This is a genomic window from Pseudomonas sediminis, from assembly GCF_039555755.1.
Classification (GTDB): domain Bacteria; phylum Pseudomonadota; class Gammaproteobacteria; order Pseudomonadales; family Pseudomonadaceae; genus Aquipseudomonas; species Aquipseudomonas mendocina_D.
Genome location: NZ_CP154631.1, coordinates 796,193 through 810,056, shown reverse-complemented (window position 1 = coordinate 810,056; position 13,864 = coordinate 796,193). Strand labels below are relative to the sequence as shown.

The window sequence follows — 13,864 nt, the reverse complement described above, 5'->3', positions numbered from 1 at the left end:
TGACTCTGAAGTCAGGGGCAACAAGCCTATCGCGGCTGAAGCCGCTCCTACACGGCGCGCGGTGTTTTTGTAGGAGCGGCTTCAGCCGCGATCAACTGCTATACAGAACCAATCACGATCAGGAGGCAAAGGAATGCTTCGTTCAGACAAACCACATGCAGGAGCACTACGCCGTGGACGTTATTCCGAAACTGGTCGGATCTATTTACTGACGGCCGTACTGTATGGCCGAGAAGCGCTTCTCCAGGATTTCTCTCTCGGGCGACTATTGGTCGCCGAGCTTCGCGAGGCTCATGAGACCGGACTAGTGCACTCGCTGGCATGGGTGGTGATGCCTGATCATCTTCATTGGCTAGTGCAGCTGGAGAGCGCCACCTTGAATGAGCTGATGCGCCAGGTGAAAGGCCGCAGCTCACGGCAGATCAATCAGCGTTTGTCTCGGGTTGGCCCGTTATGGCAGCCCGGCTTTCATGATCGGGCTGTGCGTCAGGAAGAGGATTTACGAGCTGTTGCGCGTTACGTGATTGCCAATCCTGTGCGGGCAGGCCTGGTGAAACGGGTAGTGGATTACCCGCTATGGGATGCGGTGTGGCTGTAGAGCTTATCGCGGCTGAAGCCGCTCCTACACAAGCGACGCACACCCTGTAGGAGGGGCTTCAGCCGCGATTCATGTGCACATCAATGCCCCGGCTGCCACGGCTGGCCCAGCGACACCGGCGCATACAGCCGGGTCTTGATCGCATCGCGCGAGAGCAGCACCAGCACCACGATGGTGGCGACGTAGGGCAGCATGGCCAGCAGGTTCGACGGGATCGACAGGCCGATGCCCTGCGCCACCAGGTGGAGGATGCTGGCCAGGCCGAACAGGTAGGCGCCGAGCAGCACACGGAACACGCGCCAACTGGCGAACACCACCAGCGCCAGGGCGATCCAGCCGCGGCCGGCGGTCATGTTCTCCGCCCACATCGGCGTGTAGGCCAGCGACAGGTATCCGCCCGCCAGACCGGCCATGGCGCCGCCGAACAGCACCGCCAGGGTGCGCACGCGCAGCACTGGCAGGCCCATGGCACTGGCGGCGTCCGGGTTTTCGCCAACGGCCTGGATGATCAGGCCGATACGGCTTTTCAGCAGCACCCAGGCCACCAGCGCGAACAGGGCGAAGGACAGGTAGATCAGCACGTCCTGGGCGAACAGCATGCGCCCGATCAGCGGGATGTCCGCCAGCAGCGGAATGACAATGGGCTCGAAACCGCTCAGCGGCTTGCCGACCCAGGCGGCGCCGACGAAGGTGGACAGCCCCACGCCGAAGATGGTCAGCGCCAGACCGGTGGCCACCTGGTTGGCATTGAAGCCCAGCGCCACAGCGGCGAACAGCATCGACAGCAGCATGCCGGCGGCAATCGCCAGCAACACGCCCAGCCACAGGCTGCCGGTGCTGAAGGCGACGATGAAACCGATCACCGCGCCGAACAGCATCATGCCTTCCTGGCCGAGGTTGAGCACGCCGCTCTTCTCGCACACCAGCTCGCCCAGGGCCACCAGTAGCAGCGGCGTGCCGGTGCGCGCCATGGCGTAGAAAATATTGGTCAACAGATCGAGATCCATGGGGATTCCTTTGTGTATAGCTTTGTAGGCGCGAGGGGGACGCCCAATTCTTGCTCGCGATCAGTGTCGCCAAGGATCGCGAGCAAGCTCGCTCCTACAGGTTCTTTGTCAGGCCATGGCCTCGGTGTTGTTTTTGGCGCCGCGCTTCGCCCATTTCCACTTCAGCCGTGGCCGGTAGAAGATCAGCACGTCACAGGCCAGCAGGTAGAACAGCATCATTCCCTGAAACAGCTGGGTGATCGCCTGCGGCAGGTTGAGGTTCATCTGCGCGTTCTCGCCGCCCAGGTACAGTAGCGCCATCAACAGGCTGGCAAACAGAATGCCGAGCGGATTGAGACGGCCGAGAAAGGCTACAGTGATCGCCGCGTAGCCGTAGCCGGGCGAGACCTGCGGTACCAGTTGGCCAATCGGCCCGGCCACTTCGCCGACGCCGGCCATGCCGGCCAGCGCGCCGCTGACCAGCAGGGCGAACCACACCAGGCGCTTCTCGCGAAAGCCGACGAAACCGGCGGCGCGCTTGTCCAGGCCGAGCACCTTGATCTGAAAACCGAGAAAGCTCTTGTGCAGCAGTACCCACACCGCCACCAGAGCCAGCAGCGCCAGGTACAGGCCGCCGTGCAGGCGCCCGTCCTCGCTGACCAGCGGCAGGCGGCTGGCATCGCCGAACATGGCCGACTCAGGGAAGTTGAAACCAGCCGGGTCCTTCAGCGGGCCATGCACGAAGAACAGCAGCAGGTTCAGCGCGATGTAGTTGAGCATGATGCTGGTAAGGATTTCGTTGGCGTTGAACTGGGTGCGCAGCCAGGCGGTTAGCCCGGCCCAGGCCGCACCGGCAGCGGTGCCGGCCAGCACCACCCAGGCCAGTGCCCAGCGGCTTTCCCAGTCGATCAGTTGCAAGGCCATGGCACTGCCGGCCAGGGCGCCGATCAGCAACTGGCCTTCGGCGCCGATGTTCCAGATGCGCGCCTGGTAGGCCACCGCCAGGCCCAGGGCGCACAGCAGGATCGGCAGTGCCTTGACCAGCAGCTCAGACACGCCGTACCAGTCGCTGACCGGGGCGATCAGCAGGGTGTGCAGGGTTTCCAGCGGGTCATGGCCGAGCAGAGTGAACAGCAGCATGCCGCTCACCAGCGTCAGTACGGCGGCCAGCAGCGGCGACAGCCAGAGCATGGGGCGCGACTCTTGGCCGCGCGGTTCCAGGGATAACAGCATGACGGGCTCCGTCAGCAGGCCGCAGCAGCGGCGGGTTGATAGAACTCACCGGCCATCCAGCGGCCGACTTCCACGGTGGACACCTGAGCCGTCTCGGCCAGCGGCGACAGCCGCCCGCTGCACAGTGCGCCGATGCGGTCGCTGATCTGGAACAGCTCGTCGAGGTCTTCGGAGATCACCAGGATCGCCGCGCCGGCATCGCGCAGGGCGATCAGCGCGCGGTGGATGGCCGCAGCGGCGCCAACGTCCACGCCCCAGGTCGGATGCGCGGCCACCAGCAGTTTCGGGTTCTGCAGAATCTCGCGGCCAAGGATGAATTTCTGCAGATTGCCGCCGGACAGGCTGCGTGCGGCGGTGTCGGCATCCGGCGTTTTTACCGCGAAGCGCTGGATGATCTGCTCGGCCAGCGCACGTACCTTGCTGCGCTGCACCAGCCCCCCTTTGACCAGGCCCTGGCCGAAGGCGGTGAGCAGAGCGTTGTCCACCAGGCTCATCTCCGGCACCGCACCATGGCCGAGGCGCTCGGCGGGGACGAAGGCCAGGCCCAGCCCGCGCCGCGCATCCGGGTGCAAATTGGCTACCGCTGCGGCATCCAGGCTGACCCGCTCACGCTCGCCACGCGGCATGCGGGTTTCGCCGCTGAGCAGGGCGAGCAGCTCGTCCTGGCCATTGCCGGCCACCCCGGCGATACCCACGATCTCGCCGCTACGCACCTCCAGGCGAATGCGTTCCAGCGAGCAGCCGAACGGATCGGGGTTGTGCCAACTCAGGTCATCGACGCGCAGCCGTGGCAGGCCGCCGCTGACTTTCGGGTAACTGCTTTCCAGCCCCTCGGCGTCGCCGACCATCAGTCGCGCCAGCTCCAGGTCGCTGCACTCGGCCGGCACGCAATGGCCGGACACGCGCCCGCCTCGCAGTACCGTGGCGCTCTGGCATAGCGCGCGCACCTCGCCGAGCTTGTGGCTGATAAATAGGGTGCTGCAGCCCTCGGCGGCCAGGCGGCGCAGGGTGACGAACAGTTCGTCGGCCTCCTGCGGGGTGAGCACCGAGGTGGGTTCGTCGAGAATCAGCAGTTGGATGTCCTGCATCAGGCAACGGACGATTTCCACCCGCTGGCGCTCACCGATGGACAGGCTGTGCACCAGACGCGTCGGCTCCAGCGCCATGCCGTAGCGCTGCGACACCTCGCGAATTTTCGGCTCCAGTTGCTTCGGTGTACCGGCGCCCGCGCCCATGGCCAGGGCGATGTTCTCGGCCACGCTCAGGGTCTCGAACAAGGAGAAATGCTGGAACACCATGCCGATGCCCAGGCCGCGCGCCATGGCCGGATCGCGCATCTTCAGGGCCTGGCCCTGCCAACGAATCTCGCCGCTGCTGGGCTGGGTCACGCCGTAGATGATCTTCATCAGGGTGCTCTTGCCGGCACCGTTCTCGCCGAGCAGAGCGCGGATCTCACCGGGGGCGATGGTCAGGTCGATACGGTCGTTGGCCAGACAGCCGGGGTATTGCTTGCTGATGGCGGTCAGCTGCAGGCGTGGGGAAGCGGGTGGGGCGGACATGGGAAGCGCTCATGAACATGACTGAGCGGGGATAAAGCAAAAACTTGGCCAGTGAGTCAGAAAACCCATTTAATGGGCTCTCGCCTATGGCCGAGCGCACTGCAATGCCTGCCATTGGTGCGCGTCTCTCCGTGCGCTGTGCACAATGCACCGTATTCGCGCGTGCTACTACGGTATATAGGGCGGCATTCGTGTAGGAGCGGCTTCAGCCGCGATTCGTAACTCCAATGCCTTGGGTTTTGCTCGAAGCCCCAGCAAGTAGCCTGGGTAGAACGCAGCGAAACCCGGGGAACGATTGATGGGTTTCGCCAAGCTCAACCCATCGATTGCATATTGGCCACATGACACGGACCAATATCGATCGGGTCGCAGTGAGGCTTACCAGGGCAGCGCATTGCCCTGGTAGTCGAGGTAACGCAGGCCTGGCCGGCCGACGGCAGCGCTGACCTGTTCGACCATGCCCTTGCAACTGCTGTCGATATCCAGCGGGGCGTCGGCGCCACCCATGTCGGTGCGTACCCAGCCCGGATGCATCAGCACTACCCCGAGTTTTGGGTTGTCCTGAGTACGCACGAAGCACTGCACGAGGTGGTTGAGCGCAGCCTTGCTGGCGCCGTACAGCGGCATGCCCAGGCCGGCACCCGCCTCGATGCTGCCGAGGATCGAGCTCATGAACACGATCAGCCCATGCTCGGCGGCCAGGTTCGGCAGCAGGCGCTCGGCCACGCGCAGCGGGGCGACGGCGTTGGTCAGGAACAGCTGACCCATTTCCTCGGCGCTGGCCTGTGCAGTGCTGTGGTGCTCGGGGCCGGCGACCCCGGCATTGACGAAGATGACGTCGAAGCGCTGGTCGCTTAGGCGGTTGGCCAACTGCTCGAGGCTGTCCGGATCAGTCATCTCCAGTTGCTCTACGCGCACGCCGGGCAGTGCCTGCAGCGGCGCTTGTTGCGCGGCGCTGCGCACGGTGGCGGTCACGGCCCAGCCCTGGGCGGCGAATTCACCGGCCAGACCAAGGCCGAGGCCACGTGAGGCACCGATGATCAGAATGGATCGGGGGGCAGTCATGTCAGGCTCCATTGCGGATGAGAAAGAAGATCAGCATAGCGAATGCCGATCCGATAAGCCCGGCACGGCAATCCCTTGTAGGAGGCCAGCCCCGGGGCGAAGCTTTTCGAGTGCGTCCAGGCACGATTCGCGGCGGGGCGCCGCTCCTACATTTTTGCTGCAGTGTTATTCCGTCAACCAGGCGCCCTGGCTGCGGCCGTGACCGGTGTCGCGGTCGTAACGGCGTTCATGTTCGACATGCCGTTGCAGCACGGTATTGGCGCGCTGGTTGGCCTGTTGTTGCAGCTCGGTGCAACTGGGGTATTCAGGTGTCGCCAGCAGCGCCGCGTCGATCTCGGCGGCCGCCGCCTGGCCGATGCGGTAATGGCCCAGTTCATGTTCGCGCAGTGCGCCCAGATACTGTTCGAAACGCTGGCGCTGCTGTGCGTCGCCGCCACCGAGGCGGGGCAGGGTGATGGTGGCGCTCAACCGGGTGCGGGTGAGGTCGATCTGGCAGCGACCGTCGCGTTGCTCGCGCCACCAGAAATTCCACTGCACCTTCCAGCGGGTATAGGCGTGGTAGATCTGGCCGTTCTGACTAATCGGCGAGGCCTGGTCGATGGCGCGGCTGAGGGACTCGCCGGACGCCACCTGCAGGTCATAGTAATGCTTCTGCAACTGCTCCAGGACTTCGGCCTGGGCCGGCAGGGCCAGCCATAGCAGCGGCAGCAGTGCAGTAGTCGTCCGCTTCATGGCGCCCTCAGGCTTTCGCGGCCGCGGCTGATATCGCCCAGCAAACGCTCCAGCGCGGCGCGCTCGGCCGGCGCCACGGCCAGTTGCAGGCGTGCGCCGGTGGCGTCGTAATTCTCGCTCTCGATCAGGCTGTCGAACTCGTTCAGGCGTGCCTTGAACAAGGGCAGTTCGGCGAACTGCAAATGACAGGTGAAGGATTGGCGCAGCACCAGTTCGCGGCGCTCGCCGGCCTGCAGGCATTTCGCTGCGCTGCCGCCGTAGGCGCGGGCCAGCCCGCCGGTGCCGAGCTGGATGCCGCCGTACCAGCGAATCACCAGCACCACGACCTGATCGCAGTCCTGCCCTTCGATGGCGGCGAGGATTGGCCTGCCCGCGGTGCCGCCCGGTTCGCCGTCGTCGTTGAAGCGATATTGGTTGCCGACTTTCCATGCCCAGCAGTTGTGCGAGGCCGCCAGGTCGCTGCGGCTGTCGATGAAGGCTTGAGCTTCGGCCGCGCTGGCAATCGGTGCGGCGAGGGCGATGAAGCGGCTTTTGCGAATCTCCTCGCGGTATTCACAAGGGCCGAGCAGAGTGAAGGCCATCAGGCTTTGGCAGCAGGCGTCAGGCCGCAGCCCTTGAGAATGATCTGTACCAGTTGATCGGAGGCTTGCTCGAAGTCCTGCTTGGTCAGGCGCGAGCTCTGCTTCACACGGCAGATCTGCGAGGCGAAGTCCGCATAGTGCTGGGTGCTGCTCCACAGCAGGAAGATCAGGTGGATCGGATCGACCGGGTCCATCTTGCCGGCGGCGATCCAACCTTCGAACACGGCGGCACGGCCACGGAACCAGTCCAGGTAGTTCTGGTTGAAGTACTGCGACAGGCAGTCGCCACCGCTGATCACTTCCATGGCGAAGATGCGCGAAGCCTTCGGCTGGCGCCGGGAAAATTCCATCTTGGCGCGGATGTAATGCTCCAGCGCCTCGGCCGGATCGTCGTCGACCGTGAGGTTGTTGAAGGTGCTGTCCCACAGCTCGAGGATATTGCTCAGCACCGCCAGGTACAGCCCCAGCTTGTTGTTGAAGTAGTAGTGCAGGTTGGCCTTGGGCAGGCCCACGTTCTGCGCGATGGTGTTCATGCTGGTGCCCTTGAAACCGTGCCGGGCGAATTCTTCCTCGGCAGCCTTGATGATGGCTTCTTCGTTCTTCTGGCGGATGCGTCCGGCGGGCTTGTCGTTGGCGCTGTGGGCGGGGACTTCGAAGGTCATGAGGCGATTCCGGACTGATCAGGGAGCGGGGCGTTTGCACAGATACCCCAGCACCGCCTGGGTGACAAGCATTACGGCGTGAAAAAGCCCGTTTGCGTCGGCTGCGTCACCCCAGGCCGGCCGTGATCGGGTCTCGCTGACGGCCACGCGGGTCATACCTTGAAGTTGGCAATCAGGCTGTGCAGGTTGCGGGTCATGCCGGTCAGCTCGTCGCTGACGTTCACCGTGCTCTGCGCTTCATGGGCGTTGCTGTCGCTGAGGCTCTTGATCTCCAGGGTGTTCTGCTCGACGCCCTGAACCACCGCAGCCTGCTGCTCGGCGGCCGAGGCGATCTGGATGTTGTGGTCGATGATCTGATCCATGCTGCCGGTGATCTGCTCGAAGATGTTCGCCGTCAGGGTGATCTGCTCGACGCTCTGCGCCGCGCTCTGGTGGCTGCCACGAATGGTCTTCACCGCGCTGCCGACTTGCTGGCGCAGGCGACCGATGGTCTGGTCGATCTCGCCGGTGAGCTCGTGGGAGCGAATAGCCAGGCTGCGTACTTCGTCGGCGACCACGGCAAAGCCGCGGCCCTGTTCGCCAGCACGTGCGGCCTCGATGGCGGCGTTGAGGGCGAGCAGGTTGGTCTGCTCGGCGACGCTCTTGATCAGGTCGACGGCCTTGGCGATCTCCTCACTTTCCTTTTCTACCGAGGTGATGGCACCGATGGAGTCGTCCATCTCGCTGAACAGCTGGTTGATGCGCGACACGGCGTGATCGACCTGCACGCGGCCTTCGCGGCATTTCTCGCCCGCGGTATTGGCCTTGTCGGCAGTCACGTGGGAGTTCTGGCTGACCTCCTGAACGTTGCTGACCAGCTCGCTCATCGAGGTGGCGATCAGCTCCAGTTCATTGGCCTGACGCTCGACGCTGCGCTGGCTGGTGGAGGCGCTGTCGCTGACGCTCTGCGCCTTGTCCAGGGTGGTTTCGGAGAAGCGTGCGACCTGGGCGATCAGCTCGCTCATGCGCGTCTGCATCTCGTTGAAGTCCTGGGCCAGGTCGCCCAGCTCGTCACGCGCAGCGGTCTTCACGCTTTGACGCAGGTCACCTTCTGCCATGCGTCGGGTGGCATTGGTCAGGTCGCGAATGGCGCCGCGCACTGACAGGTAGAAACCAACGAACAGGTACACCAGCAAGGCGATCACCACCAGCAGGGTGCCAGCCCACAGCACCAGTTCGCGCAGGTCGGCGTCGGTGCGAGCCTGCAGCAGTCCGGCAGTTTCCTCCAGCAGCAGGCTCGCGGCCTTGTCCAGCTCGGCTGCCTGCGGCGCATAGGATTCGTAGCGCTGCAGCCAGTGTTCCACCGCGTTCTGGTCGAAGTAGCCGCTCCGGGTATAGATATCGACGATCTCGCGCTTGTATTGCTCGGCGGCATCTCGCGCGGCGCTCGTCATCAACTGCTGGGCCTCGGCGTTGCCCTTGGCCTCGATGCCGCCGGCGTAGCGTTGCAGAGTGCTGAGCTGGTTGGTGATGGCCGAACGCGACGAGGATTCGAGGAAGCCGTAGGCAGTCATGTAGCCAGCATAGGTGCGGGTCTGGGTCAGCACTTCGTACAGCGGCAGCAGTTGATTGAGCAGCAGGTCTACGTTGCGGTAGATGCGCGGGTTGCTGTCCTGGCTCAACTTGGACAAGGCGGCGATCTCGCGCATGTTGGCGCTCAGGTCGTGCACCGAGGCGACGTGCTCGATCATCTGCGAGCTGAGGCCCTGCACCGACAGTTTCTTGTCCAGGCTGAAGCCGGGGTCGCTTTCGGCGAGCTTCATGTCGGCGAACACGCCGCTATCGAGGCTGGAATTGAGTTCCGCGATGGCCGCGACGAAGCTCTGGCTGCGGCGCTCGATCTCCTGCTTGGCGTCGTCCTTGTTACGCGCATAGCCGATCACATGCATGCCGGCCTGCTCCAGGGCCTGGCGATACACCGGCAGGTAGTGCTCGATGGTCTGCAGGCCTTGTAGCTCGTGCTGCGACTGCTCCAGCGTGGCGTTGACGTCGAGTAGCTTGCTCACCGATAGCCAGCAGTAGGGCAGCATGAACACAGTAAAGATCAGCAGGAATTTGTGGGCGTAACGCGCGCGGTTCATCAACGCCAGAACCGGTTTGAAGAAGAACATCATGAGCCTCGAGAACCAGGAGTAACGACAGCCGAGTGGCCGGCCATGCGAAGGGAGTAAGCGCAGTGCGATCATCGCCCAGGCGATTTGCCAGCAAGAAACTTGCCGTCATTAATATGGCGACATGATATCGGCGTTCTGCAGCGGTAAGTCTGGTTTCGACTGGGTTGTTCGGGGGCCACCGGGACTAAGGGCTTGCCCGTTATTGGTGCTCGAGCGCTTTTTTGGTGTGCGGTCAGGCCTCAGCCAGGGTCTCGAGAAAGCTCTCCAGCACCAGGTGCGCACGGCGGCCTTTGCGCGTGACCGCTGCCAGGTTGATGTCGTAGAAGCGGCTGCTGGCCTTGAGCGCGCGTAGGCGACCCTGCTGGACCCAGGCCTGGGCATAGTGGTCCGGCAGGTAGCCGATATAGCGCCCGGTGAGAATAAGGAAGGCCATGCCTTCGCGGTCCGAGGCGCTGGCCGTGCAGTTCAGCGCCTGGTAGTGGCTCTGCACCTCGGGGGGCACGCGGAAGGTCGGGGCGATGGCCTCCTGAGCGTTGAGACGTTGGTCTTCAAGCTGCTGGTCATCGACATAGAACAGCGGGTGGCCGACCGCGCAGTAGAGCAGCGAGCGCTCGTCGTACAGCGCCTGGTATTCCAGGCCGGAGAGGGCGCCGACCTGCGGTACCACGCCGATATGCAGGCGGCCGTCGAGCACGCCCTGTTCCACCTCTGACGGCGGCGTCATGCGGATGTTGATGCGCACGTCCGGTCCCTGCACCTTGAGCCGCGCCAGGGCGTTGGTGATGCGCATGTGCGGGATGGTCACCAGGTTGTCGGTCAGGCCGATGTTCAGCTCGCCACGCAGGTGCTGGTGCAGGCCGTTGACCTCGGTGCGAAAGCTTTCCAGCGCCGCCAGCAATTGCAGGGTGCTCTGGTACACCTCGCGGCCTTCCTCGGTCAGGGCGAAACCGGCGCGGCCGCGCTGGCACAGGCGCAGGCCGAGGCGTTGTTCGAGGTCGCTCATCTGCTGGCTGATGGCCGAGCGGCCGATGCCCAGGGCGCTTTCGGCTGCGGAAAAACCGCCGCATTCCACCACGCTGCGAAACAGCTTGAGCAGGCGGATTTCAAAGTCGCTGACCTGGGCCAGCGGATCGGGGCGGCGGCTGCTCATTTGTTTAGTAGGCCTTGAACTGAAGATAAGAAGAGTACTGTTTTACTGACTCTATGCCCGTGGCACCTTTGCTGGCAACAGACAGGTTTTTGTAGGAGCGGCTTTAGCCGCGATTCGCATGTTGCCTATATGGCTTGTCGGACTACAAATCTTCCAAACGCCGCCAGCTCGAGGCTCCTCCGATGAACATGCCGCAGACCGCAACCCCGTCCCTGGCCAGCCAGCTCAAGCTGGATGCGCACTGGATGCCGTTCTCCGCCAACCGCAACTTCCAGCGCGACCCGCGTCTGATCGTCGGCGCCGAAGGCAGCTGGCTGACCGACGACCAGGGCCGCAAGGTCTACGACAGCCTGTCCGGCCTGTGGACTTGCGGCGCCGGCCACTCGCGCAAGGAAATCCAGGAGGCCGTGGCCAAGCAACTCGGTACCCTCGACTATTCGCCGGGCTTCCAGTTCGGCCATGCGCTGTCGTTCAAACTGGCCGAGCAGGTCGCCGACCTGATGCCGGGCGAGCTCAGCCACGTGTTCTTCACCGGCTCCGGCTCCGAGTGCGCCGACACCGCGGTGAAGATGGCCAAGGCCTACTGGCGCCTCAAAGGCCAGGCCTCCAAGACTCGTTTCATCGGCCGTGCCCGTGGCTACCACGGCGTCAACATCGCTGGTACCGCGTTAGGCGGCATCGGTGGCAACCGCAAGATGTACGGCCAACTGATGGACGCCGACCACCTGCCGCACACCCTGCAGCCGGGCATGGCCTTCACCAAGGGCATGGCCGAAACTGGCGGCGTGGAACTGGCCAATGAACTGCTCAAGCTGATCGAGCTGCACGACGCCTCCAACATTGCCGCGGTGATCGTCGAGCCGATGTCCGGCTCCGCTGGCGCCCTCGTGCCGCCGGTGGGCTACCTGCAGCGCCTGCGCGAAATCTGCACCCAGCACAATATCCTGCTGATCTTCGACGAAGTCATCACCGGCTTCGGCCGCATGGGCAAGTGGAGCGGCGCGGAATTCTTCGGCGTGACCCCGGACCTGATGAACGTCGCCAAGCAGATCACCAACGGCGCGATCCCGCTGGGTGCGGTGATCGCCAGCAGCGAGATCTATAACACCTTCATGCAGCAGCCGTCGCCGGAGCACATGATCGAGTTCACCCACGGCTACACCTACTCGGCGCACCCGGTGGCCTGCGCCGCTGGTCTGGCGACGCTGGAGCTGCTCAAACGCGAGAACCTGATCCAGCAGTCCGCCGAGTTGGCGCCGAAGTTCGAGGCCGCGCTGCATGGCCTGAAGGGTACCAAGCACATCATCGATATTCGCAACTGCGGCCTGGCTGGCGCTCTGCAGATCGCCCCGCGTGACGGTGACGCGGTGATCCGTCCGTTCGAGGCCGGCATGGCTCTTTGGAAGGCCGGTTTCTACGTGCGCTTCGGTGGCGACACCCTGCAGTTCGGCCCAACCTTCAACGCCAAGATCGAAGACCTCGACCGCGTCTTCAATGCCGTTGGCGATGTCCTGAACAAACTGGATTGAACCGTAGGGTGGATGGCGCTTTACCCATCCACCAATCATCGAATCCCCAAGGTGGATGAAAAGAGCGTCATCCACCCTACGCCAGACCTTGGAGAACCCCATGAGCCACATCCCGCACCTGATCAACGGCGAACGCGTTGCCGGCAACGGTCGCAGCGCCCCGGTGTACAACCCGTCCACCGGCGACTCCACCAGCGCCGTCGGCCTGGCTGATCGCGCCACCATGCAACTGGCCATCGACGCCGCCAAGGCTGCCTTCCCGGCCTGGCGCAACACCCCGCCGGCCAAGCGCGCGCAGATCATGTTCCGCTTCAGGCAGTTGCTGGAGCAGAACGAGAACGAAATCGCCGCACTGATCAGCGCCGAGCATGGCAAGACCCTCGAAGACGCCGTCGGTGAACTCAAGCGCGGCATCGAGAACGTCGAGTTCGCCTGCGCCGCCCCGGACATTCTCAAGGGCGAATACAGCCGCAACGTCGGCCCGAACATCGACGCCTGGACCGATCTGCAACCCATTGGCGTCGTGGCAGGAATTACCCCGTTCAACTTCCCGGCCATGGTGCCGCTGTGGATGTACCCGCTGGCCATCGTCTGCGGTAACTGCTTCATCTTGAAGCCATCCGAGCGCGACCCGAGCTCCACCCTGTTCATCGCCGAACTGCTGAACCAGGCCGGCCTGCCCAAGGGCGTGCTGAACGTGGTCAACGGCGACAAGGACGCGGTCGATGCGCTGATCGAAGCGCCTGAGGTCAAGGCCCTGAGCTTCGTCGGCTCGACCCCGATCGCCGAATACATCTACAGCGAAGGCACCAAGCGTGGCAAACGCGTGCAGGCCCTGGGCGGCGCCAAGAACCACGCCGTGCTGATGCCCGATGCCGACCTGGACAACGCCGTCAGCGCACTGATGGGTGCGGCCTACGGCTCCTGCGGCGAGCGCTGCATGGCCATCTCCGTGGCCGTGTGCGTGGGTGACCAGATCGCCGATGCGCTGGTCGAGAAAATCGTCCCGCAGATCCAGGCGCTGAAAATCGGTGCCGGTACCTCCTGCGGCCTGGACATGGGCCCGCTGGTCACCGCTGCCGCGCGCGACAAGGTCAAGGGCTACATTGACGCTGGGGTCGAGCAGGGCGCCAAGCTGGTGGTCGACGGCCGTGATCTGGTGGTCGCTGGCAACGAGAACGGTTACTTCGTCGGTGGCACCCTGTTCGACAAGGTGACCCCGGAGATGACCATCTACACCGACGAAATCTTCGGCCCGGTGCTGTGCATCGTCCGCGTCGGCAGCCTGGAAGAAGCCATGCAGCTGATCAACGATCACGAGTACGGCAACGGCACCTGCATCTTCACTCGTGACGGTGAAGCCGCGCGCCTGTTCTGCGACGAGATCGAAGTCGGCATGGTCGGCGTCAACGTACCGCTGCCGGTGCCGGTGGCTTACCACAGCTTCGGCGGCTGGAAGCGTTCGCTGTTCGGCGACCTGCATGCCTACGGCCCGGATGGCGTGCGCTTCTACACCCGCAAGAAGGCCATCACCCAGCGCTGGCCGGCGCGCAAGAGTCACGAAGCGGCGCAGTTCGCCTTCCCCAGCAATGGCTGAGTGAGTTGAAGCGCTAACG

12 protein-coding genes and 1 pseudogene are annotated in these 13,864 nt (G+C 64.0%); 3 read left to right on the top strand and 10 right to left on the bottom strand.

The window, feature by feature from the left end:
• Positions 1 to 133 precede the first annotated feature (133 nt).
• Positions 134 to 598, top strand: coding sequence for an REP-associated tyrosine transposase (locus tag AAEQ75_RS03885; RefSeq protein WP_125836789.1), 465 nt, complete (start codon positions 134 to 136; stop codon positions 596 to 598).
• Between the two features lie 80 nt (positions 599 to 678).
• Here the strand turns inward: AAEQ75_RS03885 and AAEQ75_RS03880 are convergent, their stop codons facing one another.
• From AAEQ75_RS03880 to AAEQ75_RS03840, 10 genes and pseudogenes are all read right to left on the bottom strand, one after another.
• A complete protein-coding gene (locus AAEQ75_RS03880; protein WP_343350919.1) occupies positions 679 to 1,605 on the bottom strand; it encodes an ABC transporter permease in 927 nt (308 codons plus the stop codon).
• A 108-nt stretch (positions 1,606 to 1,713) separates the two neighbouring features.
• Positions 1,714 to 2,817: an ABC transporter permease gene (locus tag AAEQ75_RS03875; protein WP_106733557.1), complete on the bottom strand. Its 1,104-nt coding sequence runs from the start codon at positions 2,815 to 2,817 to the stop codon at positions 1,714 to 1,716.
• Between the two features lie 11 nt (positions 2,818 to 2,828).
• Positions 2,829 to 4,376: an ABC transporter ATP-binding protein gene (locus AAEQ75_RS03870; RefSeq protein WP_343350918.1), complete on the bottom strand. Its 1,548-nt coding sequence runs from the start codon at positions 4,374 to 4,376 to the stop codon at positions 2,829 to 2,831.
• A gap of 378 nt (positions 4,377 to 4,754) precedes the next feature.
• Positions 4,755 to 5,441, bottom strand: a complete 687-nt coding sequence (locus AAEQ75_RS03865; RefSeq protein WP_273252769.1) for an SDR family oxidoreductase — start codon at positions 5,439 to 5,441, stop codon at positions 4,755 to 4,757.
• A 165-nt stretch (positions 5,442 to 5,606) separates the two neighbouring features.
• Positions 5,607 to 6,173, bottom strand: a complete 567-nt coding sequence (locus tag AAEQ75_RS03860) for a DUF922 domain-containing protein (protein ID WP_273252768.1) — start codon at positions 6,171 to 6,173, stop codon at positions 5,607 to 5,609.
• On the bottom strand, positions 6,170 to 6,754 hold the full coding sequence (locus AAEQ75_RS03855; RefSeq protein WP_273252766.1) for an IMPACT family protein: 585 nt from the start codon (positions 6,752 to 6,754) through the stop codon (positions 6,170 to 6,172). Before AAEQ75_RS03855 ends, AAEQ75_RS03860 begins: the two co-directional genes overlap by 4 nt.
• Positions 6,754 to 7,416 (bottom strand): TetR/AcrR family transcriptional regulator, encoded by a 663-nt coding sequence (locus AAEQ75_RS03850; RefSeq protein WP_273252764.1) that lies wholly within the window; start codon positions 7,414 to 7,416, stop codon positions 6,754 to 6,756. Before AAEQ75_RS03850 ends, AAEQ75_RS03855 begins: the two co-directional genes overlap by 1 nt.
• A gap of 152 nt (positions 7,417 to 7,568) precedes the next feature.
• Positions 7,569 to 8,282, bottom strand: coding sequence for a methyl-accepting chemotaxis protein (locus AAEQ75_RS21890; RefSeq protein ID WP_430523453.1), 714 nt, complete (start codon positions 8,280 to 8,282; stop codon positions 7,569 to 7,571).
• Between the two features lie 144 nt (positions 8,283 to 8,426).
• Positions 8,427 to 8,849, bottom strand: a pseudogene (locus AAEQ75_RS21885) (HAMP domain-containing protein); the annotation flags it as partial.
• 952 nt (positions 8,850 to 9,801) lie between these two features.
• Positions 9,802 to 10,719, bottom strand: coding sequence for a LysR family transcriptional regulator (locus tag AAEQ75_RS03840; protein WP_273252761.1), 918 nt, complete (start codon positions 10,717 to 10,719; stop codon positions 9,802 to 9,804).
• Between the two features lie 182 nt (positions 10,720 to 10,901).
• Between AAEQ75_RS03840 and AAEQ75_RS03835 the strand changes: the two genes are divergently transcribed.
• Both AAEQ75_RS03835 and AAEQ75_RS03830 read left to right on the top strand, forming a co-directional pair.
• Positions 10,902 to 12,248, top strand: coding sequence for an aspartate aminotransferase family protein (locus AAEQ75_RS03835; RefSeq protein WP_273252759.1), 1,347 nt, complete (start codon positions 10,902 to 10,904; stop codon positions 12,246 to 12,248).
• A 100-nt stretch (positions 12,249 to 12,348) separates the two neighbouring features.
• Positions 12,349 to 13,845, top strand: coding sequence for a CoA-acylating methylmalonate-semialdehyde dehydrogenase (locus AAEQ75_RS03830; protein WP_143504669.1), 1,497 nt, complete (start codon positions 12,349 to 12,351; stop codon positions 13,843 to 13,845).
• The last annotated feature ends 19 nt before the right edge of the window (positions 13,846 to 13,864 follow it).

Excerpts from the sequence above, each read along its gene's own strand:
- AAEQ75_RS03885 (WP_125836789.1), top strand. The coding sequence starts at position 134 with ATGCTTCGTTCAGACAAACCACATGCAGGAGCACTACGCCGTGGACGT.
- AAEQ75_RS03880 (WP_343350919.1), bottom strand. The coding sequence starts at position 1,605 with ATGGATCTCGATCTGTTGACCAATATTTTCTACGCCATGGCGCGCACC.
- AAEQ75_RS03875 (WP_106733557.1), bottom strand. The coding sequence starts at position 2,817 with ATGCTGTTATCCCTGGAACCGCGCGGCCAAGAGTCGCGCCCCATGCTC.
- AAEQ75_RS03870 (WP_343350918.1), bottom strand. The coding sequence starts at position 4,376 with ATGTCCGCCCCACCCGCTTCCCCACGCCTGCAGCTGACCGCCATCAGC.
- AAEQ75_RS03865 (WP_273252769.1), bottom strand. The coding sequence starts at position 5,441 with ATGACTGCCCCCCGATCCATTCTGATCATCGGTGCCTCACGTGGCCTC.
- AAEQ75_RS03860 (WP_273252768.1), bottom strand. The coding sequence starts at position 6,173 with ATGAAGCGGACGACTACTGCACTGCTGCCGCTGCTATGGCTGGCCCTG.
- AAEQ75_RS03855 (WP_273252766.1), bottom strand. The coding sequence starts at position 6,754 with ATGGCCTTCACTCTGCTCGGCCCTTGTGAATACCGCGAGGAGATTCGC.
- AAEQ75_RS03850 (WP_273252764.1), bottom strand. The coding sequence starts at position 7,416 with ATGACCTTCGAAGTCCCCGCCCACAGCGCCAACGACAAGCCCGCCGGA.
- AAEQ75_RS21890 (WP_430523453.1), bottom strand. The coding sequence starts at position 8,282 with ATGAGCGAGCTGGTCAGCAACGTTCAGGAGGTCAGCCAGAACTCCCAC.
- AAEQ75_RS03840 (WP_273252761.1), bottom strand. The coding sequence starts at position 10,719 with ATGAGCAGCCGCCGCCCCGATCCGCTGGCCCAGGTCAGCGACTTTGAA.
- AAEQ75_RS03835 (WP_273252759.1), top strand. The coding sequence starts at position 10,902 with ATGAACATGCCGCAGACCGCAACCCCGTCCCTGGCCAGCCAGCTCAAG.
- AAEQ75_RS03830 (WP_143504669.1), top strand. The coding sequence starts at position 12,349 with ATGAGCCACATCCCGCACCTGATCAACGGCGAACGCGTTGCCGGCAAC.